21 protein-coding genes are annotated in these 22,767 nt (G+C 70.5%); 10 read left to right on the top strand and 11 right to left on the bottom strand.

Annotated elements, in window-relative coordinates:
• Positions 1–43: 43 nt before the first annotated feature.
• Entirely contained in the window at positions 44–727 is a 684-nt protein-coding gene (locus NON19_RS09700; RefSeq protein WP_255926328.1) for a helix-turn-helix domain-containing protein, read from the bottom strand.
• A gap of 259 nt (positions 728–986) precedes the next feature.
• Between NON19_RS09700 and NON19_RS09695 the strand changes: the two genes are divergently transcribed.
• Entirely contained in the window at positions 987–1,655 is a 669-nt protein-coding gene (locus NON19_RS09695) for a helix-turn-helix domain-containing protein (RefSeq protein ID WP_255926326.1), read from the top strand.
• Positions 1,656–1,944: 289 nt separating this feature from the next.
• Positions 1,945–4,395 carry an RICIN domain-containing protein gene (locus NON19_RS09690; RefSeq protein ID WP_255926324.1) on the top strand — a complete coding sequence of 817 codons (2,451 nt, stop codon included), beginning with the start codon at positions 1,945–1,947 and terminating at the stop codon, positions 4,393–4,395.
• Between the two features lie 29 nt (positions 4,396–4,424).
• Here the strand turns inward: NON19_RS09690 and NON19_RS09685 are convergent, their stop codons facing one another.
• From NON19_RS09685 to NON19_RS09675, 3 genes are all read right to left on the bottom strand, one after another.
• Positions 4,425–5,789, bottom strand: a complete 1,365-nt coding sequence (locus tag NON19_RS09685; protein WP_255926323.1) for an NAD(P)/FAD-dependent oxidoreductase — start codon at positions 5,787–5,789, stop codon at positions 4,425–4,427.
• 216 nt (positions 5,790–6,005) lie between these two features.
• On the bottom strand, positions 6,006–6,179 hold the full coding sequence (locus NON19_RS09680) for a hypothetical protein (RefSeq protein ID WP_255926322.1): 174 nt from the start codon (positions 6,177–6,179) through the stop codon (positions 6,006–6,008).
• A gap of 164 nt (positions 6,180–6,343) precedes the next feature.
• Positions 6,344–8,101 (bottom strand): acyclic terpene utilization AtuA family protein, encoded by a 1,758-nt coding sequence (locus tag NON19_RS09675; RefSeq protein WP_255926321.1) that lies wholly within the window; start codon positions 8,099–8,101, stop codon positions 6,344–6,346.
• 254 nt (positions 8,102–8,355) lie between these two features.
• On the opposite strand from NON19_RS09675, the gene NON19_RS09670 reads away from it, so the two are divergent.
• The 5 genes from NON19_RS09670 to NON19_RS09650 all read left to right on the top strand — a co-directional run bounded on the left by NON19_RS09670 (position 8,356) and on the right by NON19_RS09650 (position 12,089).
• Positions 8,356–8,892, top strand: coding sequence for a DoxX family protein (locus NON19_RS09670; protein WP_255926319.1), 537 nt, complete (start codon positions 8,356–8,358; stop codon positions 8,890–8,892).
• A gap of 72 nt (positions 8,893–8,964) precedes the next feature.
• Positions 8,965–9,102 (top strand): hypothetical protein, encoded by a 138-nt coding sequence (locus NON19_RS09665; RefSeq protein WP_372514054.1) that lies wholly within the window; start codon positions 8,965–8,967, stop codon positions 9,100–9,102.
• Between the two features lie 142 nt (positions 9,103–9,244).
• On the top strand, positions 9,245–9,892 hold the full coding sequence (locus NON19_RS09660) for a TetR/AcrR family transcriptional regulator (RefSeq protein ID WP_255926515.1): 648 nt from the start codon (positions 9,245–9,247) through the stop codon (positions 9,890–9,892).
• An 86-nt stretch (positions 9,893–9,978) separates the two neighbouring features.
• Complete coding sequence (locus NON19_RS09655) at positions 9,979–11,499, top strand: MFS transporter (RefSeq protein ID WP_255926317.1); 1,521 nt, start codon at positions 9,979–9,981, stop codon at positions 11,497–11,499.
• 98 nt (positions 11,500–11,597) lie between these two features.
• Positions 11,598–12,089, top strand: a complete 492-nt coding sequence (locus NON19_RS09650) for a MarR family winged helix-turn-helix transcriptional regulator (protein ID WP_255926315.1) — start codon at positions 11,598–11,600, stop codon at positions 12,087–12,089.
• 180 nt (positions 12,090–12,269) lie between these two features.
• Here NON19_RS09650 and NON19_RS09645 read toward each other — a convergent pair whose 3' ends face one another.
• Positions 12,270–12,779: a GNAT family N-acetyltransferase gene (locus NON19_RS09645; protein WP_255926313.1), complete on the bottom strand. Its 510-nt coding sequence runs from the start codon at positions 12,777–12,779 to the stop codon at positions 12,270–12,272.
• A gap of 205 nt (positions 12,780–12,984) precedes the next feature.
• Here NON19_RS09645 and NON19_RS09640 point away from each other — a divergent pair, with 205 nt between their 5' ends.
• Together NON19_RS09640 and NON19_RS09635 are read left to right on the top strand one after the other, a co-directional pair.
• A complete protein-coding gene (locus NON19_RS09640; protein ID WP_255926311.1) occupies positions 12,985–13,962 on the top strand; it encodes a sigma-70 family RNA polymerase sigma factor in 978 nt (325 codons plus the stop codon).
• 26 nt (positions 13,963–13,988) lie between these two features.
• Positions 13,989–14,162: a hypothetical protein gene (locus NON19_RS09635; RefSeq protein WP_255926309.1), complete on the top strand. Its 174-nt coding sequence runs from the start codon at positions 13,989–13,991 to the stop codon at positions 14,160–14,162.
• Positions 14,163–14,166: 4 nt separating this feature from the next.
• Here NON19_RS09635 and mscL read toward each other — a convergent pair whose 3' ends face one another.
• From mscL to NON19_RS09610, 5 genes are all read right to left on the bottom strand, one after another.
• Complete coding sequence (gene mscL / locus NON19_RS09630; protein WP_372514062.1) at positions 14,167–14,637, bottom strand: large conductance mechanosensitive channel protein MscL; 471 nt, start codon at positions 14,635–14,637, stop codon at positions 14,167–14,169.
• A gap of 37 nt (positions 14,638–14,674) precedes the next feature.
• The gene (locus NON19_RS09625) at positions 14,675–15,523 is read right to left on the bottom strand and encodes an S-methyl-5'-thioadenosine phosphorylase (RefSeq protein ID WP_255926305.1); all 849 of its coding nucleotides are present in this window, start codon (positions 15,521–15,523) and stop codon (positions 14,675–14,677) included.
• A gap of 95 nt (positions 15,524–15,618) precedes the next feature.
• Positions 15,619–15,918: an FmdB family zinc ribbon protein gene (locus NON19_RS09620; RefSeq protein WP_255926303.1), complete on the bottom strand. Its 300-nt coding sequence runs from the start codon at positions 15,916–15,918 to the stop codon at positions 15,619–15,621.
• A gap of 123 nt (positions 15,919–16,041) precedes the next feature.
• Positions 16,042–17,283: an MFS transporter gene (locus tag NON19_RS09615; protein WP_308213670.1), complete on the bottom strand. Its 1,242-nt coding sequence runs from the start codon at positions 17,281–17,283 to the stop codon at positions 16,042–16,044.
• A 325-nt stretch (positions 17,284–17,608) separates the two neighbouring features.
• Positions 17,609–19,192 (bottom strand): potassium/proton antiporter, encoded by a 1,584-nt coding sequence (locus tag NON19_RS09610; RefSeq protein ID WP_255926301.1) that lies wholly within the window; start codon positions 19,190–19,192, stop codon positions 17,609–17,611.
• A gap of 105 nt (positions 19,193–19,297) precedes the next feature.
• Between NON19_RS09610 and NON19_RS09605 the strand changes: the two genes are divergently transcribed.
• On the top strand, positions 19,298–22,009 hold the full coding sequence (locus NON19_RS09605) for a penicillin acylase family protein (protein WP_255926299.1): 2,712 nt from the start codon (positions 19,298–19,300) through the stop codon (positions 22,007–22,009).
• Between the two features lie 106 nt (positions 22,010–22,115).
• Here NON19_RS09605 and NON19_RS09600 read toward each other — a convergent pair whose 3' ends face one another.
• Complete coding sequence (locus NON19_RS09600) at positions 22,116–22,715, bottom strand: 5-formyltetrahydrofolate cyclo-ligase (protein ID WP_255926297.1); 600 nt, start codon at positions 22,713–22,715, stop codon at positions 22,116–22,118.
• Between the last annotated feature and the right edge of the window lie 52 nt (positions 22,716–22,767).

Below are 22,767 nucleotides of genomic sequence, written 5' to 3'. Positions count from 1 at the left end.
CCCGGCCGTCGGCCAGGCGCGTCAGGTGCGCGCTTCGATGCCATCAGCGCACCCGGATCAGACGACCCGTGATGTGTTCCGGTTCGATGCGGATCCACAGCTCGCGATCGCCGCCCGCCCAGGGCTTGCTACGCGCCTCGGCGACCAGTCGCTCGATGGTGTCGGGGTCGGTGACCTGCTGGGCGGGTCCGACCACCAGCACACTCCAGCCCTGGCTCAGCGCCTCCTCGATGTGGTCCACCTCGAAGGCGACCCTGGTTCCGGATGCTGACGCGGGCGCGGTGCCCGGCGCTGTTCTGAACACCACCGCGTCATCGATGACGGAGTAGTTCACCGGGATGATGGCCGGACCCGCCTCGGTCGTCACCGAGACCCGCCCCACGCCATGGGTGGCCAGCCGGGCACGGCACTGCGCCTCGTCCAACGCCACCAGCTCGGGCCGGTAAGCGGCCTCCCCCAGCCCCGGCGGCAGGTCGGCGTTGCCACCGCACAGCTCCGTCACCGTGGTGTCCAACGCCCCGGCGATCCGCAGCAACAACGCGATATCGGGCAGGGCGGGATTCTCCTCGACGTACCTGATGTAGCCCGCCGCCGCACCGGCCCGAGCGGCCACCTCGTCCCGCGTCAGCCCGAGCTCCTGACGCCGCGCGGCCACCCGGCGCCCGAAGTCACTGCGCTCCGCCCCACCGGACCGGGGCGCGGTGCTGGCTGGTTCCTGCTCTGACATCGCCGTTTACTTCCTCCGCTCCGGTCTCCACACCCCGAGTGGACCGCGAACATCAGGGGCGTCCCCGTCTGGACCACCTGTGACCTGTGCTGCTGATCGTCGCCCTACACAGGATGGAATCGGCCGCCCGGATCCGCCACCGCAGGCCCGGCGCAGGCGGTCAGCGCTGGCGGGATGCCGATGCCTCTGATCCTCTGGAGAGGGAGCGGTCGGGCGGCGGCGCCCGCCGACCAACCGGTGAACATACGGAGGAACGGGCGTGCACGACGGAGGAACGCCACCACAGGACCCAGGCGACGACACAATGGCCATCCGCGCCTCCCTGCGGCGCCGTCAGCTTGGGATGACAGTGGAGGAACTGGCCGCCCAAGCCGGCATGTCCGTCGCCTACCTGCGCCAGCTGGAGAAGGCCAGCGGTGACTTCGACCCCGCCGCCCTCATGCGGCTGGCCGCCGCTTTGGAGATGTCCTACGAGGAACTGGTGGCGGGCCGCCGCGACACACCGCCCGGTCAGCCAACGGCGGCGGCTCGTGCAGTGCTCATGCGGCTGTCAACACGCGAGTGCTGGGAGCGGCTGGGCACGCACGGCATCGGCCGCCTGGGACTCTCGTCCGGTACCGGTCCCATGGTGCTCCCGGTCAACTTCCTGGTCGACGCCCACACCATCGTCTACCGCACGGACCCTGAAGGTGCGGCCGCAGTGGCTGCCGGAGACCAACTGGCCTTCGAAGCCGACCACATCGACGAGCAGTTGAGGAACGGCTGGAGCGTCCTGGTGACCGGCACGGCCGACCACATCACCGATCCCGACACGGTGCGCGCCTTGGCGGAGCGCCCAGGAGCCCGTCCCTGGGCGGGAGGGCGACGCGAGATGTGGATCCGCATCGTGCCCGGTGAGGTGAGCGGCCGGATCATTCGCTCGGTGTGACCCGAAGGCGGCGGCACCTGACGAGGAGCGTTCCCGGACTGGCTCCGGAAGAGCCTCTGACCTGCGGCTCCGTATTTTCCGCAAGGCCTATGGAGGCGTGGAGGCGAATGGGGGCGGGAGGCGGGAGGCGGGGGGCCGGCCCCGCCCGTGGGGGCGGCTCAGGAATGGTGGGGGCACGCTGAGTGGTCGAGGGGGTTGACGTCGCTTTCTGGTTGGTTGAGTCTGATTCTTCAGTGTGCTCCAAACGTAACTGCCCAAGACCAACCATGAGTTGGAGGCGTACGGCAGCATGTGGACCCACCGGTTTCGCGGGAGAGCTCCCGCCAGGATCGCCGCCCTCGGGGCGTTTGCGCTGGTCATCGGGGTGCTCGTCGGGGGGCAGTCCTCGGCGGCGGCAGGCAGGGCGCAGACGGTCACCGCGGTGACCGTGGACGGGCGCGGCGCGGGACGTACGTTCGACGGGGTCGGGGCGATCAGCGGGGGCGGGGGCAACACCCGGCTGCTGACCGACTATCCGGCGAAACAGCGCGGACAGATACTCGACTACCTGTTCAAGCCCGGCTACGGAGCCGCGCTGCAGATACTCAAGGTGGAGATCGGCGGCGACACCAACTCCACCGACGGCGCCGAGGCCAGCCATGAGCACGCGCGCGGTGCCGTCAACTGCGGTACCGGCTACGAGTGGTGGCTGATGGAGCAGGCCAAGGCCCGCAACCCGGGGATCAGGCTGTACGGGTTAGCCTGGGGCGCGCCGGGGTGGATCGGCGGCGGCGACTTCTGGTCCCAGGACACCATCGACTACCTCGTCGCCTGGCTCGGCTGCGCCAGGCAGCACGGGCTCACGATCGACTACCTCGGCGGCTGGAACGAGCGCGGTTACAACGCCGCCTGGTACGAGAAGCTGCACTCCGCCCTCGCCGCCAGCGGCTACCGGCACACCCAGGTGGTGGGCGCCGACTCCGGGTGGGACGTGGCCACCGCGATGCGCGGTGACTCCGCCTTCGACAAGGCGGTCGACATCATCGGCACGCACTATCCGTGCAGCTATATGTCCGCGATGACCCAGTGCTCCACCACCTCCGACGCCCTCGCCACCGGCAAGCAACTGTGGGCGAGCGAGAACGGCTCCGAGGACTACAACACCGGTGGCGCCGCGCTGGCCAGGGCGGTCAACCGCGGATATATCGACGCCAAGCTGACGGCGTATATCAACTGGGCCGTAGTGGCCGCCGTATATCCCAACCTCCCTTACAACACCATGGGGTTGGTCACCGCCAACCAGCCGTGGTCGGGTGCGTACAGCGTCGGCAAGAGCACCTGGGCGACGGCACACACCACCCAGTTCACCCGGCCCGGCTGGCACTACCTCGACTCCGCCAGCGGTTACTTGGGCGGCAACCGCGCCAACGGCTCGTATGTGACGCTGCGTTCGCCGGACTCCGGCGCGTGGAGCACGGTCGTGGAGACGCTGGACGCGACCGCGGCCCAGACGATGACGCTGAAGGTGACCGGCGGGCTGACCGTCGGTGCGCTGCACGTGTGGTCCAGTGACTTCGGCTCGGCCGACCAGCGTGACTACATGGTGCGGCAGCCGGACATCACCCCGGTGAACGGTGTGTACACGCTCGCCCTCCAACCGGGTCGGGTCTACTCGGTCACCACCACCACCGGGCAGGGCGCCGGAACCGCGCGCTCCGCGGCTCGCTCCCCGCTGCCGTTGCCGTACCGCGACGACTTCGAGCACCCGGGAGTCGGCGGTGAGGCACACCTGCTCGCCGCGCAGCAGGGCAGCTTCGAGGCGGTGCGCTGCGGTGGCGGACGGTCCGGCACGTGCGTCCAGCAGATGGCACCGACCGCGCCCATCAACTGGGACAACCCGTCAGACCCGTACGCCACGCTGGGCGACCTCGGCTGGACCGACTACACGGTCGCGGTGGACACCCGGCTCACCCAGGACGGCGCGGTACGGCTGCTGGGACGGGTGGGCACCCAAAGCGGCTTCTCCCCGGCCGGAATCGACTCCTACGACCTGTCGCTGTCGCACAGCGGCGCCTGGGCCGTCGAGCGGAACAACACCGCACACCAGGTGACGGTGCTGGCCCACGGCACCGACGCCCAGGCCGCGGGCGACGGCTGGCACCGGCTGGCGCTCGGTTTCGACGGTGCGACCATCACCGCGTCCATCGACGGACACCCGCTCGGCACGGTCGACGACACCTCGTACGGCGCCGGGCAGGCGGGGATCGGGACGACCGGGTACGTCCAGGCGCAGTTCGACAACCTCAGTGTGACGCCAGGACGTACGCGGCCGTACGCGGGCACCTACCGGCTGGTCAACCGCAACAGCGGCAAGACGCTCGACGTGGTCGGCCAGGCCACCGCCGACGGCTCGGCCGTCGACCAGTGGAGCGGCAACGGCGGGGCCAACCAGCGGTGGACGGTGCGGCCCGCCGGTGGCGGCTACTACGAGGTGGTCGGCGTGCAAAGCGGCAAGGCGCTGGAGGCGCCGGGCGGCAACCCGGTCTCCGGTACCCGACTCGACATCCGCGGTGGGCGGTTGGGCGCCGCGGGGCAGTGGCGGATCGTTCCGTCCGGCGACGGCTACGTCACCCTGGAGAACCGCGCCACCGGGATGCTCGCCGACGTCGAGGGCCAGTCGACCGCCGACGGCGCGTCGGTGATCGAGTGGCCGTCCAACGGCGGGGCCAACCAGCAGTGGCAGTTGGCGCGGGTTGGCTGACCGCTGAGGGGTTCAGACGTCGAAGGTGTTCAGCTGTCGCGGGCGATGACAGATGCGGTGTGCTCGCGCACCTGTTCAGGGCTCAGGTACACGTCCCTGTACTCGAAGTCCTGCAGTTTGGCGGGCTTTTGGGACAGGAAACCGATCCGCACGAAGTCATCGCCCGCGAAGGCGTTGATCATCCAGTTGGTCAGCACCCGGACCTTGGCGACATTGGTGCGCAGCGCCGACCAGTGGTAGCCGCGGGCCACCGCCTGCGCCGGAAGGCCGTGCAGTTCGACACCGAGCGGCTTGGAGACCGCGTCCTTGCCGCCGAGGTCGACCACCAGGCCCAGGTCCTTGTGCACATAGGGCTGGAGGGGCTGGCCGCGCAGGCTCGCGATGACGTTCTCGGCCACCTTCCTGCCCTGCCGCAGCGCGTGCTGGGCGGTGGGCGGGCACACCGCGCCGTCGCCCTTGGCGAGGTCGGGCACCGCGGCCGCGTCGCCGAGCGCGAAGACTCCGTCGAACCCCGGCAGGGTCATCTCGGCGGTCACCGCCAGCCGCCCGCGCACCGTCTCCGCGCCGAGCGTGGCGACCAGCGGGTTGGCGACGACGCCCGCGGTCCAGATCAGGGTGCGGCAGGGCAGCACCCGGCCATCGGTGAACGTCACCTTGTCGGAGCCCGCCTCTGCGATCGACACCCCGAGCGACACCTCGATGCCGCGCCGACGCAGCAACTCCAGTGCGCTGCGGCCCAGTTTGTCACCGAGCTCGGGCATCAGCTTGGGCGCGATGTCGATGAGGTGCCACTTGATGAGCCGGGGGTCGAGCCGCGGATAGCGCTTGATCGCGTTCGTGGTCAGCCGTTGCAGGCAGGCCGCGGTCTCGGTGCCCGCGTAGCCGCCGCCGACCACCACGAACTGCAGCCGGGAGGCCCGCTCCTGCTCGTCGTGGCTGGCGTCGGCCAGGTCGAGCTGGGTGATCACGTGGTCGCGCATGTACGCGGCCTCGGCGAGCGTCTTCATACCGCGCCCGTGCTCGGTCAGTCCGGGGATGTCGAAGGTGCGGGTGACGCTGCCGGGGGCCACCACGATGTAGTCGTACCGCTCGTTGACGATCTCGCCGGTGATCAGGCGGATGACGCAGATCTTGGACCTGGTGTCCACCCCGATGGCGCCACCCGGGATGATCTTGGTCCGGTGCTTGGTGCTACGGCGCAGCGAGAGGGCCACGGACTGCGGGGTCAGTATTCCCGCGGCGACCTGCGGCAGCAGCGGCAGATAGAGCTGGTAGGAGTTCGGGGTGACCAGGGCGATGTCCGCCTCTGCCGGGGCGAGCCTGCGCTCCAGGCGGCGTACACAAGCGACTCCGGCGAATCCGGCGCCCACTACGAGGATCTTGGGTCGTGCCACGGTGTCCGTCCCTTCTCGCCTTCGCTTCGGGCCCGTCGCCGCGCGGGGGGCGAGCCCTTCGTACTGCTCGTCTGCCCCCTCCACGGCGGTCACCCCCCATCTTTCTGGGGTTGGCCGCGGTCCGCCTGCTGAGGCGGTGGTGCGGGCAGCGTCGGCGCACGAAAAACCGGTGGCCGGACCCCGGAGGGTCCGGCCACCGGTCAAGCGGGACGGCGATCAGATCGCGGAGTGCTTGCCGTGCACCATGTCCCATGCCTCGCTGGCGTAGCGCTCGCGCTCGCTGAGCGACAGCTCGGGGAAGTAGTTCTTCAGGCCCTCGACGACCTGCTGCTCGGGCTCGTGGCAGTCGCGCAGCAGAAATATGGCCTTGTGCAGGATGGTGTTGTCCACGGGTCGGTTCCCTCCGTGCTCTCGCCAGCCCGATGCAGGCGACGCGGCCCCAGATTACGCAGCGCGGGTGTGTGCCAAGCGCCCGGCCCCGGGCAATGTGGGCAGTCCCACAGCCAGTTCGTCGATCTTGGTCAAGGGCTGGTCAGTACGGCGCCAAGGGCGGGTTATATACGCGGCTCCAGTAGTGCCCGCGGGATGTCCACGGGGCAGGCCCGCAGCTGTTCGCCGAGGCTCTTGGCCTGTGGGTCGGGGCGGGTGGCGGCGGCCACGCCGTCGCCGAGCAGGCCGTGGATGACGAAGTTCACCGCCCTCAGGTTCGGCAGTTCGTAGCGGCTGATGGCCAGCCCGGCCGCCTCGGGCAACATCTGCCGCAGCCGCTCCACGTCCAGGTGGCCGCGCAGCCAGCCGTACGCCAGGTCATCGCGGACCCAGAGCCCCACATTGGCGTCACCGCCCTTGTCACCCGAGCGCGCCCCGGCGACCGTACCGAGCGGAACGCTGACGTACGGCCCGGGCACCGGGGGCGCCGGATCCGCCGGGACATCCTGCTCTGCCGCGTAGCCGCGTACGGGAGGGCGCGGCACGGGTATACGTGTGCCCTCGGCCAGCACCACCTCGGGGTGTACCGCGTCGCTGGAGACCAGTGCGGGCCAGTAGATGCCGTACTCGGAGGCGTGCGGTGAGGCCTGCTCCAGATAGCAGCCGGGATAGCTGGACAGCCCGGTGCCCGCGATGGCGGTGAACAGGCCGCGGCCGACCTTGCGCTGGTCGGGGTCCTTGGCGGTCACCACCAGCCGTGCGGTGCCGTTGGATGTATACGGGCCGTCCAGTCGGATGTCGAGTTCGGCGAAGGCGTCCCGGCCGCCCACCGCGTCGAGGAGTGCGTCCTCGGCGAACCGGGCCTTCGCGTCGAGGTCAAGACCGGTGAGGACGAAGGTTGCCGTGTTGCGGTAGCCGCCCTGGTAGTTGAGGCAGACCTTGAGCGTGTTTGGCGCGGGCTCGCCCCTGACACCGTCCACCCGCACCCGGTCCGGGCCTTCCTGGGCCAGCCTGGCGGTGTCGAAGCGCGCGATGACGTCGGGGTTGGCGTAGCTGGGCCGGTCTGTCTCGTACAGCAGTTGCGCGGTGACGGTGTCGACGGTGACCGCCCCACCGGTGCCCGGGTGCTTGGTGATGACGCACGAGCCGTCCGGGTACATCTCGGCGATCGGGAAGCCGGGGTGGACCGGGCGGTCTAGTTCGGTGAAGAAGGCGTAGTTGCCGCCGGTGGCCTGGGCGCCGCACTCGATGATGTGGCCCGCGGTGACGGCGCCCGCGAGCCGGTCCCAGTCGTCCGGCGCCCAGTAGAAGGCCCAGGCGGCGGGCCCGACGACCAGCGAGGCGTCGGTGACCCGCCCGCAGATGACCACGTCGGCCCCGGCGCGCAGCGCCTCGGTGATGCCCCAGGCACCCAGGTAGGCGTTGGCGGTCACCGGCCGCACCTCGGCGTCGGCGAGCGGCTGACCGGTCGCCATGTGCGCGAACTCCTCGCCAGCGGCCTGGAGTTGGGCAAGCCGCGGGAGCAGGTCGTCGCCCTCCAGATGGGCGATCTTCGGGGCCAGCCCGGCGAGGGCGGCCAGCTCGCCGAGCTTGGCCGCCAGGCCCGCCGGGTTGAGGCCGCCCGCGTTGACGACGACCTTGATGCCGCGCTCCAGGCAGCTGCCGAGCACCTCGCGCATCTGGGCGAGGAACGACACCGCGTAGCCGCCGTGTGGATCTCGCTGCCTGGCCTTCCACAGGATGAGCATGGTGAGTTCCGCGAGGTAGTCGCCGGTCAGTACGTCGATGGGCCCGCCCTCGACCATTTCCCGGGCGGCGGAGGGCCGGTCGCCGTAGAAGCCGGAGCAGTTGGCGATGCGCAGGGACGGACGGGGCTGGGTCATCGGGCGTCACTCCAGATCACGTTTTCAGGTGTCGAGTCGTCGAAGTGGGCCGTGCTCCACCCCTTCTAGCGGTAGGGGCGCGGCGCTGTCGCCCGTTTCCGCGATCTCGTTACCGGGCGGTAGCTCCCCTGGTCGGCCTAGCAGGAGCGGCGGGCCCGCGCGGCCCCGGCGAAGCTGGAGGCCCTGGTTCCGCCGCCCGCCGCCAACCCGGTTCCTCCGCCCGTCCGTCAACCGCGCGATCTTAAGGACCCGTCATGTCCCTGACGCACCGCAAGGACCTAGGACTGCTCGCGCTGCGGCTGGGTGTCGGCGGGGTGCTGTTCGCACACGGCGCGCAGAAGTTGTTCGGCTGGTTCGGCGGCCACGGCCTGAAGGCCACCGCCTCGGCCATGGAGCAGATGGGTTTCAAGCCCGGCAGGCCGAGCGCGCTGGCCGCCGGGCTCGGTGAGTCGGGCGGCGGGCTGCTGCTGGCGTTGGGGCTCGCCACGCCCGTTGCGGGAGCGGTGGCGGCCGGGGCGATGTCGGGCGCGGTCGCGGTGCACTATCCGGCCGGGTTCTTCGCGCAGTCGGGCGGCTTTGAGTATCCGCTGTTCCTCGGCTACTCGGCGGCGGGGCTCGCGGTGGCGGGGCCGGGCCGCTACTCGCTGGACGAGGTCACCGGCCATGTGCTCGACCGGCCCCGGGCGGTGCTGCTCGCCTTCACCGCGAGCGCGCTCGCGGGTACCGCGGTCATCAGGCGCCGCCGGGCGCACCAGCTCGCCGTGGCCAACAGCGCCGTTCCGGACGACTGAGCCGACTCAAGGCTGCCGCCGTTCTGGAGCGCGATCGGCCAGGCGCTGCCGACGGGGGCGGCCACCACGCTGGTGCGCAACCACGTCTACTTCCACGGCGCCGCCACCGCGCGGGCCTGGTGGGTGCTGGCCGCCTGGGCGGCGGGCGGGCTGCTGGTCTCGTACGCCGCGTCACTGCGGCGGCGACGGGCGCTTGGTGTCGTCGCGTAGCTCAAACGTGGTGCAGGTCACACGAACCCCCGAAATATCCGGGGGAGTTCTCCCCGTTTACCTCCATGGTTGGCCGAAATCCAACCATGTCCCTTCTGCGGGCTGTGGCCCGTAAACCTGCTATGCGACGGAAAGGAGCGCCATCGTGGGCAGTGTCGCCATCGAGCAGCAGCGGCCCCGACTGCGGGCGGACGCGTCCCGCAACCGGGAACGCATCGTCACCGCTGCCCGTGAGGCGTTCGTGGAGCACGGTCCCGACCTCCCGCTGGACGAGATCGCCCGGCGGGCCGGGGTCGGCAACGCCACGCTCTACCGTCACTTCGCCGACCGCGGGCAGCTGATCCGTACGGTGACGCTGTCGGTCATGGACCGCGTCGCGCAACGGGCCGAGGCCACGCTCGCCGAGGAGCCGGACGCGTTCGAGGCGCTGCGCCGGTTCATGCACGAAGCGGCCGACGAGCGCATCGGCGCGTTGTGTACGCTGCTGTCCGGCGCGTTCGAAGAGGATGACCCCGAACTCGTCGTCGCAGGTGATCACTTGACGGTGGCCGTGCAGGCCCTGATCGACAGTGCCCACCGATCCGGACAGCTCCGCACCGATGTCGCCTCGGGCGACCTGATGGTGGCGCTGTCCCAACTCACCCGGCCGCTGCCCGGCACGGCCTGCTTCAACACCGACCGATTCGCCCATCGCCATCTACAACTCTTCCTCGACGGACTACGGGCCCCCGCACGGTCCCAACTCCCGGGAAGCGCGGTGACGTTCGAGGACCTGCGGCAAAAATCCTGAGCGTTCTCCGAAACATCCGCATAGCATCAGCCTTCCTCCCTTTTCACGACTTCTTACCTTCTCCGCATCCCTAGGTGGTCCCACCCATGCCTGCTGGCGCACCCCCGCTCGACCCGAGGCGCTGGAAAGCGCTCGTATTCATCGCCATCGCCCAGTTGATGGTCGTGCTGGACGCGACCATCGTTAACATCGCGCTGCCGTCCGCCCAGCACGACCTGCACATCTCCGACGGCAACCGGCAGTGGGTGATCACCGCCTACACCCTGGCGTTCGGTGGACTGCTGCTGTTCGGCGGCCGAATAGCCGACCTCGCGGGCCGCAAGCGCGCGTTCATCATCGGTCTGCTCGGCTTCGCGGGCGCCTCCGCGCTCGGCGGCGCCGCGGTCAACACCGGCATGCTGCTCGGCGCCCGCGCGTTGCAGGGTGTGTTCGGCGCGCTGCTGGCACCCGCCGCGCTGTCGCTGCTGTCGGTGATGTTCACCGAGGCCAAGGAGCGCGCCAAGGCGTTCGGCATCTACGGCGCCATCGCGGGTGGTGGGGCGGCCATCGGCCTGATGCTCGGTGGCGTGCTGACCGAGTACCTCAACTGGCGCTGGGCGCTGTTCGTCAACATCGGCTTCGCCGTGGTCGCCGCGGCCGGTGCGATCACCGTGATCCACGAGCCCGCGGGCACCCGCAACCGGAACCGCCTGGACATCCCCGGCGTGCTGCTGGCCACCCTCGGCCTGGTCTCCCTGGTCTACGGCTTCACCCGCGCCGAGTCCGACGGCTGGGGCGCCGGGCTCACCGTCGGCCTGTTCATCGCGGCGGGCGTGCTGCTGCTCGCGTTCGTGGCGGTGGAGTCCCGGGTCGCCGCTCCGCTGCTGCCGCTGCGCGTGGTCACCGAGCGGAACCGCGGTGGTGTGTTCGCCTCGCTGGGCCTCGCCGTGATCGGCATGTTCGGGCTGTTCCTGTTCCTGACCTACTACATGCAGGTCGTCAAGGGCTACACCCCGGTGGTCAGCGGTGTGGCGTTCCTGCCGATGGTCGTCGGCATGATCACCGGCTCGACGCAGATCGGCGCCCGGCTGATGACCCGGGTGCGGCCGCGGCTGCTGATGGGTCCGGGCTTCGTGGTCGCCGCCATCGGCATGCTGATCCTGACCCAGATCAAGGTCGACAGCTCCTACCCGGCGCTGATCCTGCCCGCCCTGGTCCTGCTGGGTCTGGGCATGGGCACCGCGTTCATGCCCGCGATGAGCCTGGCCACGCACGGTGTGCAGCCGCGCGACGCCGGTGTCGCCTCCGCGATGGTCAACACCTCGCAGCAGGTGGGCGGTTCCATCGGTACCGCGCTGCTGAACACCATCGCGGCCAGCGCCACCACCTCGTACGCCACCGCGCACCTGGCGCGGGTCCGCTCGCCGCAGGCCGCGAAGCTGCTCCAACTGCAGGCCATGGTGCACGGGTACGCCACCGCGATCTGGTGGGCGGTCGGGATCCTGGCGGTCGCCGCGGTGATCGCGTTCGTCGCCATCAACACCGGCCACCAGGGCGGGACTTCGGCCGCCTCCGGTGACGGTGCGGACGAGATCGCGGACCTTCCGGTTCCGGTCGTCGCGCACTGACGGTCGCGCGCCCTGAGGCGCGGACGGTGCCCCGCTTCCTTCTCGTAAGGAGGCGGGGCATTCGTCGTTGAATGTTCAAGCAGTCGTAGGCTGGAGGTATGGCGACGACGGAACCCCGTTGGTTGGATGACGGACAGCAGAAGACCTGGCGTGCCTATCTGGCGGCGAGCCAGTTGCTCTCCGATCACATCGACCGTCAGTTGCAGCGTGACGCCGGAATGCCGCACACCTATTACGCGCTGCTGGTCTGGCTCTCCGAATCGCCGGAGCGCCGGATGCGGATGACCGATCTCGCGGAGCGCTCGAAGATCACCCGTAGTCGGCTGTCGCACGCGGTGGCCCGCCTTGAGCAGAACGGCTGGGTACGGCGCGAGGACTGCCCCACCGACCGGCGCGGCCAGATGGCGGTGCTGACCGACGAGGGGTTCGCGGCGCTGGTGGCGGCCGCGCCCGGCCATGTGGAGGCGGTGCGGGGCGCGCTGTTCGACCGGCTCACGCAGGAGCAGGTGCGGCAGCTCGGGGAGATCATGCGGATCGTGGCGGAGGGGCTCGCGCCTCGTGGGGGTGCGGACCTGCCCTGGCGGCGGTAGCGGGCCACCGCCGCCTGTGGCGTTTGCCGGGTTGCGGTGGGTTCGGTGCCGCCGGGGGTCCGCCGTGGGGGTCGCTCGCCGTCGCGGCGGAGTCTTCTTCTGGGGGCAGGCCCCAAGGCCCCCGGGCCGCCGGGTCTTGTGGGGGTGAGCCCCCAGGGCCCGGCTTGGCGGGCTGACGGATCAGAGCGGCTTCTCGAAGTGGGCCACGTCCCAGTAGCGGCCGAACTTGTGGCCGCACTCCGCGTACCGGCCGCACTCGCGGAAGCCGAACCGGGTGTGCAGCCGTACCGACGCCTCGTTGGGCAGGGCGATGGCGGCGTAGGCGCGGTGCAGCCCCTGGTCGGCCAGCGCCGCGAAGAGGGTCTGGTACAGCAGCGTGCCCGTGCCGCGACCGGCCGCGTCCGCCGCGCAGTAGACCGCCGTCTCCACCGAGGTGCGGTAGGCGGGCTTGGCGCGGAACCGGCCGCTCGTCGCGTAGCCGAGCAGTCGCCCGGCCGCCTCGGCGACGAACAGGCGGTGCGGCCCGCGGTCGGCGTAGGCGGCCAGCCACGGCCGCCGCTGTTGAGGCGTGAAGGCAACCGTGTCGAAGGTGACGTGCGTCTGAAGGACGTAGTGGTTGTAGATGGCGGTGAGCTGCTCCAGATCTGCCCGCGTGCCCGGCCTGATCTGCGCTTCCGCGTGATGCGCCACGGCGACGCTCCTCCGTCCGCCCGGGGAAATCCCGCAGGATACTGCAAGATCAGCAAAATGAGCGAGCTGCCTGGGAATTCTGTCCGGATTCCAGTCGTTGTTTCCGACTGAGTGGGCACCCGAAAGGTGTGTCCGCCCGCCTGACCCAAGAGCACGAGACACGAGATCACTGATTACGCGACCGAACCACGCAAAGGGAGCACGCATGGCAACCCGTGCCGTCGCCCGTCGCACCGATGGGCCCAGCAGTGTTCGCGCCTCTGGCGGCGAGGCGGCTGACCGCGATCTGGTCGGCATGTACCTCGACGAGATCGCGCGGACCCCGCTCCTCGACGCGGCGCAGGAGGTCGAACTTTCCAGGGTCATCGAGGCCGGGGTCTTCGCCGAGCACCTGCTCGACGAGGGGGAGACCGCCGCGGGGGCGAGCGAGGAGGAACTGCGCGCACTCGTGAAGGCCGGGGCGCGCGCCAAGGACATCTTCATTCGCTCCAACCTGCGTCTGGTCGTCGCGGTCGCCCGTCGCTATCCGCGCAGCGGACTGCCGCTGCTCGACCTGATCCAGGAGGGCAACGCCGGTCTGGTCCGGGCGGTTGAGAAGTTCGACTACGCCAAGGGCTTCAAGTTCTCGACGTACGCGACCTGGTGGATCCGGCAGGCCATCACCCGCTCGATCGCCGATCAGTCGCGCACCATCCGGCTGCCCGTCCACCTGGTGGAGGAGCTGGGCCGGATACGCAGGGTGCAGCGGGAGTTCAACCGTGAGCACGGGCGCGACCCGGAGCCCGCCGAGATCGCCGCGGAGCTGGGCGCCTCGCCCGAGCGGATAGCCGATGTGCTCGACTGGGCCCGCGACCCGGTGAGCTTGAACATGTCCGTGGACGACGAGGGCGAGACCCAGTTCGGCGACCTGGTGGAGGACACCTCGGCCACCTCGCCGGAGGACTCGGTCCTGGTCATGCTGCGCCGTGAGGAGCTCGAGGACCTGATCGGCCGTCTCGACGGCCGCACCGCCTCCATCATCCGCGCCCGCTACGGCATGGACGACGGCAAGGAGCGCACGCTGACCGAGGTCGGCAAGCAGCACGGGCTGACCCGTGAGCGCATCCGGCAGATCGAGAAGCACGCCCTCGTCGAGCTGAAGCGGATGGCCCGGGACCGCGGCTTCGACCACGAAGCGGCATGACCCGAGCCGACCGTACCCTTGACCCCATGAGCACCGACAACGCCCCCGAGCACCCGCAGACGGCACCCGGGCTGGTCTTCGACGACCCGTTCGACCGTCCCTCGGCGGATGACTCGGACGACGGCTGGGGCGAGCGGCCCAGTGGCGGTGCGGCGGATCTCGCCCGGTTCCTGGACGAGAAGCCTCCGCACCACCTGTGACCCGCTACGAGGAGCGCGCCACCAGCGCGTCGCGGATCTCCCGCAGCAGCTGCACCTCGGTCGCCTCGACCTCGGCGTGCTCCTCCTCCTGCTTGGCGCGCCTGGCCGCCCGCCGGGCCAGGTAGCGGCCCATCGGCACCACCATCAGGAAGTACACGACGGCGCCGGTGATCAGGAAGTTGAGCACCGCGCCCAGCACCGAGCCCCAAAGGACCGCCACGCCGTGCGTGACGTGCCCGGCGGAGTCATAGCCGCACGGACCCTTCAGGCACGCCTTGTAACTGGCCAGGTCCTTGGTGCCGAACGCGCCGACCACCGGGTTGATCACGCCGTTCACCACGGAGTTGACCACCCCGGTGAACGCGGCCCCGATGACTACGGCGACGGCCAGGTCGACCACGTTGCCGCGGGTCAGGAATTCCTTGAAACCGCCCAACAGACCGGGCTTGGGCTCCTGCTGCTGCTCGCTCACCACATCGTTCCCCAATCGCCCTCCCCAACCGGCGGGCGCACTACGGCAGTTCGAGGCCGGTGTCCAGACCGTCCAACGCGTGCGCGCACAGACAGTCGCGCTCGTCGTTCCGCGGCAACTCGCCGACCACATCGAACAGTACGTTCCGCAGCCGGGCGACATTGGCCGCGAAGACCTTGAAGACCTCTTCCTGGGAGACGCCGTCGCCGTGCTCGGCGCCCGCGTCCAGGTCCGTCACGAGGGTCAACGACGTGTAGCACAGGCCCAGTTCGCGCGCGAGGACCGCCTCCGGGTGCCCGGTCATGCCGACCACCGCCCAGCCCTGTGCCGCGTGCCACAGCGATTCGGCGCGGGTGGAGAACCGCGGCCCCTCGATCACCACCAGCGTGCCGCCGTCCACCGCCTCCCAGCCACCGGCCCGCGCGGTGCGCACCGCCGCGCGCCGCCCCACCGGGCAGTACGGGTCGGCGAACGCCACATGCACCACGCCCGGCACCCGGCCGTCGGGCAGCGCCTCGCCGTCGTAGTACGTCTGGACGCGCGACTTCGTACGGTCCACCAACTGGTCGGGGACGAGCAGGGTGCCGGGGCCGTACTCCTCGCGCAGGCCGCCCACCGCGCAGGGGCCCAGAACCTGGGCGACGCCCAGCGAGCGCAACGCCCACAGATTGGCGCGGTAGTTGATGCGGTGCGGCGGAAGATGGTGCTTGCGGCCGTGGCGGGGCAGGAAGGCGACCTTGCGCCCGGCCACCTCGCCGAGGAACACCGAGTCGCTCGGCGGACCGTAGGGTGTATCGACGGTGACTTCCGTCACATCGTCGAGGAAGGCATAGAAACCTGACCCTCCGATGACACCTATCTCCGCCTGGGCGCTACTGGTCTGCGTCATGCCGTCACCCTAGCCCGGCCGGGCATGGCGAGGACCCCACCGGAGTGCTTCGGTGGGGTCCGTACGCGAGACGTAAGGTGTGCGGCCCCGTCGGGTCAGGCGGCCGGGGTGCTGGAGGCGGTCGCCGTGCTGGTGGACGACTTCGACTCCGAGCCGCCGGAGGACTTGGCCTCCGAGCCGTTCGAGGACGACTTCGCCGGGCTGCTGCTGGACGAGGTGCCGCGGCTGTCGGTCCGGTAGAAGCCGGAGCCCTTGAAGACGACACCGACCGCGGAGAACACCTTGCGCAGCCTGCCCTGGCAGCTCGGGCACTCGGTGAGCGCCTCGTCGCTGAACTTCTGCACGGCCTCTAGTGGCTCGCCGCACTCGGTGCACTGGTACTGGTAGGTCGGCACTTGCTCCTCCTGGCACTCTCACTCAATGAGTGCTAACAACGCTCCATAGTGCAGCATTCCGCCGCTTCAGTCCACCGCGAGCCGTGTCACACCCGGCACCGCATGCCCCGTCCGGGCGGTCCGTCACCCGTTCTGGTGGCTGGCGGACAGCCGTCCGCGCAGCGTCAGCAGGGTGGCGAGCGCCAGCGCCGTGCCGCCCAGCGGGACGAGGAAGCCAGCGCTGGCCCCGAAGTGGTCGGCCAACTGGCCGGACACCGTGGCCGCGGCGGCCTGGCCCAGCGCCACCGCGCCGGTCAGCCAGGTGAACGCCTCGGTCCTGGCCGCCGCCGGGACCAGCGACTCCACGAGGGTGTAGCCGGTGATCAGCGAGGGCGCGATGCACAGCCCCACCAGCAGGCCCAGCGCGCCCAGCAGCGGTACCGCGTGCACCGCCCACAGCGTCGAGCAGGCCAGCGTCAGCAGCGGGTAGGCCAGCAGCAGCCGCCGCTGCGGGGTGACCTTCCAGGCGATGGCGCCGCACACGATGCCCGCGCACATGTTGCCCGCCGCGAACGTGCCGTACAGCAGGCCATTGATGCCGGGCTGGCCGATCGCCTGGGTGAAGGCGGTCATGGAGACCTGCATGCCGCCGAACACCGAGCCGATGCCCAAGAACACGGTCGCCAGCACCCGCACACCGGGCACGGCCAGCGCGGAGACGTGCCGTTCGGCGGCGCCGGCGCCCGCGCGGCTGGGCACCGGCGCGGTGCGTCGCTGCGCGGCGAACAGCAGACCGCCGACCAGGGTCAGCGCCGCCTCGGCGACCAGACCGGCCGCCGGATGCACCGAGGTGCACAGCGCGGTGGCGAGCACCGGGCCGACCACGAAGGTGAACTCGTCGGTCACCGACTCGAACGCGGCCGCCGTCGACATCAGCGGCGAGCCGTTCAGCTTGGCCGCCCACCGGGACCGCACCATCGGCCCGACCTGCGGGACCGAGGCGCCCGCGGGCACCGCGGCGGCCAGCAGCGCCCACAGGGGCGCGTGCGCCAGGGCCAGGGTGATCAGCGCGGTGATGGCGGCGGTGTGCACCAGGACGCCCGGCAGCAGTACCGCGGCCTGGCCGAAGCGGTCGGCCAGCTTGCCGCTCTGCGGGGCGAACAGCGCCATGGAGACGCCGGTGACCGCGGAGACCACGCCAGCGCTGCCGTAGGAGCCGGTGGTGTGCTGCACCAGCAGCACGATGCCGATGGTCAGCATCGCGAAGGGCTGGCGAGCGGCGAAGCCGGGGAGCAGGAACGTCCACGCGTCCGGCGTGCGCAGCAACTGCTTGTATCCGGGGCGTGCGGGCTCGGTCTTCGTCTGTGCGGGCGTACCGGTGCCGATCTCGGGACCGGTGTCCACGCGGTCGTGTTCGCGGACCGTGGTTGCCACGGCCTGGGCCTTTCTGCCGCCTGGTAGCGCACCGATGGGATTGCCACGCGATGCGCCGAGAGCTGTCCTCTCGCGCAGGGCGCCGGTAGATACCGTCGGTCCGCACCGTTGGGGTGGCAGAGGGACCGCGGCCGCCGTGCGGTCGCGCCAGCTCTGCGTCAGGCAGAGTTGGGGATTTACAACATCACCATGTTAACGGCAGGTTTCGGGTGCTTGTTCCGCCAGCCGTGGCGGGGGTGCCGCACTACGGCTGCCGCTGCGGGCCGAAGGACCCGCGTTACGGGTGGTGACGGGCGGCGGACGGGCGCCCTTCCAGCCAGCCCGCCAGCTTGCCGCCCCGGCCCACCGCGCGCAGCCGCCGCTCGGCCGCGTCCAGCACCTGGTCGGTGGCGACCACCAGCAGCTCGTCGCCGCGCCGCAGCACGGTGGACGGGCTCGGGACGAAGCTGCGGTCCTCGCGCACCACCAGGGTGACCGCGGCGCCGGGCGGCAGCCGCAGCTCGGAGACCTCCACGCCGTGCATCCGGGACCGCTCGGGTATGGAGACCGACAGCAGATGGCCGCGCAGCCGTTCCAGGGGCGCGGACTCTATGCCCAGGTCGGCGGCGGCCCCCGGGGTGCCGAGCCGCAGCCGCCCGGCGACCCACGGCAGGGTGGGGCCCTGCACCAGGGTGAAGACGATCACCAGCACGAAGACGATGTTGAACACCCGGTGGCTGTCGGCGACTTGGTGCACCATCGGGATGGTCGCCAGCACGATGGGCACGGCGCCGCGCAGTCCCGCCCAGGACAGCAGCGCCTGCTCGCGCCAGTGGGTGCGGAACGGGGTCAGCGAGGCGATCACCGACAGTGGCCTGGCCACCAGCGTCAGCACCGCCCCGATGAGCACCGCGGGCAGCAGGTCGGGGCTCAGCTCGCGCGGGTTGACCAGCAGACCGAGCAGCACGAACATGCCTATCTGCGCCAGCCAGGCGACGCCCTCGGCGAACCCGCGCGTGGCGGGCCGGTGCGGCAGCGCCGCGTTGCCCAGCACCAGGGCGGCCAGGTAGACCGCGAGGAAGCCGCTGCCGTGCGCCAGGGCGCCGCCCGCGTACGCCAGCACCGCGAGCGCCATCACGGCTATCGGGTACAGACCGGAGGCGGGCAGCGCGACGTGCTTGAGCGCGAGGGCGCCGAGCTTGCCTATGGTGATGCCGACCGCGGCGCCGATCGCCAGCTCCAACGCGATCTCACCGAGCAGTACGTACCAGTGCTCGACCGGTCCCGCGGTGGAGAAGGCGACCACGAGGATGACGACGGGGGCGTCGTTGAAGCCGGACTCGGCCTCCAGGACGCCGTTCAGCCGGGCTGGCAGCGGCACCTTGCGCAGTACGGAGAAGACCGCCGCCGCATCGGTCGAGGACACCACCGCGCCGATGATCAGCGCCTGCCGCCAGTCGAGCCCCACCAGGAAGTGCGCGGCGGCGGCCGTGACGGCCACGCTCACCGCGACGCCCGCCGTGGACAGCACCGCCGCCGCGGGCACCGCGGGCTTGATCTCCTCCCACTTGGTGCCGAGTCCGCCCTCGGCGAGGATCACCACAAGGGCCGCGTACCCCAACACCTGTGTCAAAGCGGCGTCGTTGAACTGGACGCCGATGCCGTCCTGGCCGATGGCCACGCCGATGCCGAGGTAGAGCAGAAGGCTCGGCAGTCCGCTGCGGGACGACACCCTTACCGCCGCCACCGCGACGAGCAGGACGAGGGCGGAGACCAGCAGGACTTCGTTGAGGTGCTCGACAGACAGGGCGCGGTCCTTCCATCCGAGGGGGCGGGCCGTACTGGGGTTGCCTGAACGGGAGTTCGTTTCGCTCTCTAACATTTTACCCGGTCTTGGCATTCCGGGGTCCCCCTGCCTGGCGGGCGCCCGCTGCCCATATGGTTGCTGCCAGCACTTCGGTCCCACCCTGCCCCGCGAAGGACAGCGATGCCCGCCAACACGTCCGGCCCTCCCGCGAAGAAGAAGGGCCGCCGCGCACGATTGCTCGTCATCGTGGTCGTACTGCTCCTGGTGTCGGGCATCGGCTACGGCTCGTACTGGACGGTCAGCACGGTCCGCGCCTCCTTCCCGCAGACCACCGGCACGCTCCAACTCAAGGGGCTGGCGGGTCCGGTGCGGGTGGACCGGGACGCGCAGGGCATTCCGCAGATCTACGCGGACTCCACGGCGGACCTGTTCCGCGCGCAGGGATACGTGCAGGCGCAGGACCGCTTCTACGAGATGGACGTGCGCCGCCACTTCACCGCGGGCCGACTGTCCGAGATGTTCGGCTCCAGCGACGTGGACAACGACGCGTTCATCCGCACCCTGGGCATGCGGCAGGTCGCCCAGCAGGAGTGGGACACCCAGCTGTCCGCCGAGACCAAGGCCAACGTGCGGGCGTACACCGACGGTGTCAACGCCTATCTGTCCGGCCACCACGGCGCCGCCCTGTCGATGGAGTACACCGCGCTGGACCTCAGCAACGGCTACAAGCCCGAGCCGTGGACTCCGGTGGACTCGGTCTCCTGGCTCAAGGCGATGGCCTGGGACCTGCGCGGCAACATGCAGGACGAGATCGACCGCGCCCTGATGACCAGCAGGTTGAGCACCGCGCAGATCGAGCAGCTGTATCCGGCCTACCCCTACGACCGCAATCAGCCCATCGTGGACGGCGGTACGGTCGCGGGCGGCGGCAAGGACTTCGTGCCGCAGGGCGGCACGAGCACCGCCTCGGCGCCCGGCACCAACTCCGCCAGCGGCCAACTCTCCGCGCTGGCGAAGACAGTGGACAACATGCCCGCGCTGCTCGGACCGACCGGCAACGGCATCGGCTCCAACGCCTGGGTGGTGTCCGGCAAGTACACCACCACCGGCAAGCCGCTGCTCGCCAACGATCCGCACCTGGCGCCCCAACTGCCGTCCGTCTGGTACCAGATGGGCCTGCACTGCCGCACGGTGAGCGCCTCCTGCCCGTACGACGTCACCGGATACACCTTCGCCGGAATGCCGGGGGTGGTGATCGGGCACAACCAGAACATTGCCTGGGGCCTGACCAACATGGGCGCCGACACCACTGACCTGTATCTGGAGAAGGTCACCGGGAACAGCTACCTCTTCGACGGCAAGCAGGTGCCGTTCACCACCCGCCAGGAGACCATCAAGGTCGCGGGCGGCGGCAGCCGCACCATCACGGTACGGGTCGCCAACAACGGGATGCCGGTCATCTCCGACGTCAGCGACGAGATGGCCAATGTCGGCCAGGAGGCACCGGTCACCGACCCGGCGCCGGACCGGCGCGGCGGTTACGCGGTGGCGCTGCGCTGGTCGGCGCTGACCCCCGGCAAGACCATGGACGCGGTCTTCGCGGTGGACAAGGCCGCCGACTTCGACCAGTTCAGGGCGGCCGCCGCGGACTTCTCCGCGCCCGCGCAGAACCTGGTCTACGCCGACACCAAGGGCCACATCGGCTACCAGGCGACCGGCCAGATCCCGGTCCGCGCCAAGGGCTTCGACGGCCGCTGGCCCGCCCCGGGCTGGGACTCGCGGGCCCAGTGGACCGGCTGGGTGCCGCGCACCGCGCTGCCGTACGAGGAGGACCCCAAGCGCGGCTACATCGTCACCGCCAACCAGGCGGTCGCCGCCAAGGACTACCCGTACGAGATCACCGACGACTGGGGGTACGGCACCCGAAGCCAGCGCATCAACGACCTGATCCAGTCCAAGCTGACGGGCGGCGGAAAGATCTCCATGGACGACATGCAGTCCATGCAGATGGACAACAGCAGCGAGATCGCCAAGCTGCTGGTGCCCTACCTGCTGAAGATCAATGTCACCGACCCCTACGTCCGCCAGGCGCAGCAGTTGCTGGAGGGCTGGGACTTCAGCCAGAGCTCCGACTCGGCCGCCGCCGCGTACTTCAACGCGGTGTGGCGCAACACGCTCAAGCTCGCATTCGGCAACAAGATGCCCAAGGAGCTGCGGCCCAAGGGCCAGTGCCTGTGGGTGACCCCGGTCAACGACTCCGGCCAGGCCAACAACCTGGGCAGCGGCCAGCACCTGGTCAACGAGTGCGGTCAGCGCGATCCGTCGCAGGCGCAGCCGGACGGCGGTGACCGGTGGTTCGAGGTGGTCCGCGAGGTCCTGCCGAACGCCGACAGCCCCTGGTGGACCTCCACCACCAAGGGCGAGCCCGCCCACAACCGGGACGAGCTGCTCGCCCAGGCGATGAAGGACGCGCGCTTCGAACTGACCGCCAAACTGGGCAAGAACATCGACACCTGGAGCTGGGGGCGGCTGCACAAGATGGAGCTGCGCAACCAGACGCTGGGCAGCGGTGACAACCCCGCCCTGGTCAAGTGGCTGCTCAATCGCGGCCCGTGGCAGCTCAGCGGCGGCGAGGCGGCGGTCGACGCCAGCGGCTGGAACGCGGCGGGCGGCTTTGACGTGGTCTGGGTGCCGTCGATGCGGATGATCGTCAACCTCGACGATTTCGACAGGTCCCGCTGGATCAACCTCACCGGTGCCTCGGGCCACGCCTACAGCGCCCACTACACGGACCAGACCAACATGTGGGTCAACGGGCAGCTGCTGCAGTGGTCTTACACCGGCGGCGCGGTCGACAAGGGGACCAAGGACAAACTGACCCTGACCCCGTAGCGGCGGTGGGGTCTGAGGGCTCGCCCCCAGACCCCACCGCACTCCAGACCCCACCGCACCTCAGACCCCCCGCCCCCAAGGCCGCCCGGCAGCCGCCGGAACCGGCCTACCGGAAGCGCCGGACCCCGTCCGGAGTGATCACCGCGTGCACGGGGTGGTCGTGCGCCTCCCTGGGCACGCGGGCGACCACCTCGCTCGCGTACAGCAGCGCCACCAGCGCCGGATGCGCGCCAGCGCGCGCCAGCCGGGCCAGTACCCGGTCGTAGGAGCCGCCGCCGCGGCCCAGCCGCACGCCGTGCGCGTCCACCGCCAGCCCGGGCAGCAGCACGGCATCGGCGGCCAGCACCGCGTCGCACCCCAGCCGCGGGCCGTCCGGCTCCAGCAGCCCGCGCCCGGCCCGCACCAGCGATTCCGGGCCGCCGTACACCGCCCAGTCGAGATCGTTGTCGAACCGCAGTACCGGCAGCAGCACCCGTACCCCGCGCCCGCGCAGCAGGTCGAGCAGTTCCCGGGTGCCGGGCTCGCCGCCCACCGACACATATCCGGCGACCGTGTGGGCCGCCGCCAACTCCGGCAGTTCAAGGCCGTGTTGGGCCAGCGCGCGGGCCGCCGCCGACCGTTCTTCCGGCGCCATCGCGCGGCGGGCCGCCAGGAGTTCGGCACGCAGTGTGATCTTGGCGGTGTCCCCCTGATCGGTTTGACCCATTACATCCCCTGGTGATCACGCCCGCGATTTTCACGCGGACCACATATTTCTA

The sequence above is a fragment of the Streptantibioticus rubrisoli genome (assembly GCF_024436055.1).
Taxonomy (GTDB): Bacteria; Actinomycetota; Actinomycetes; order Streptomycetales; family Streptomycetaceae; genus Streptantibioticus_A; species Streptantibioticus_A rubrisoli.
This window is presented reverse-complemented; position numbering and strand designations above follow the sequence as displayed.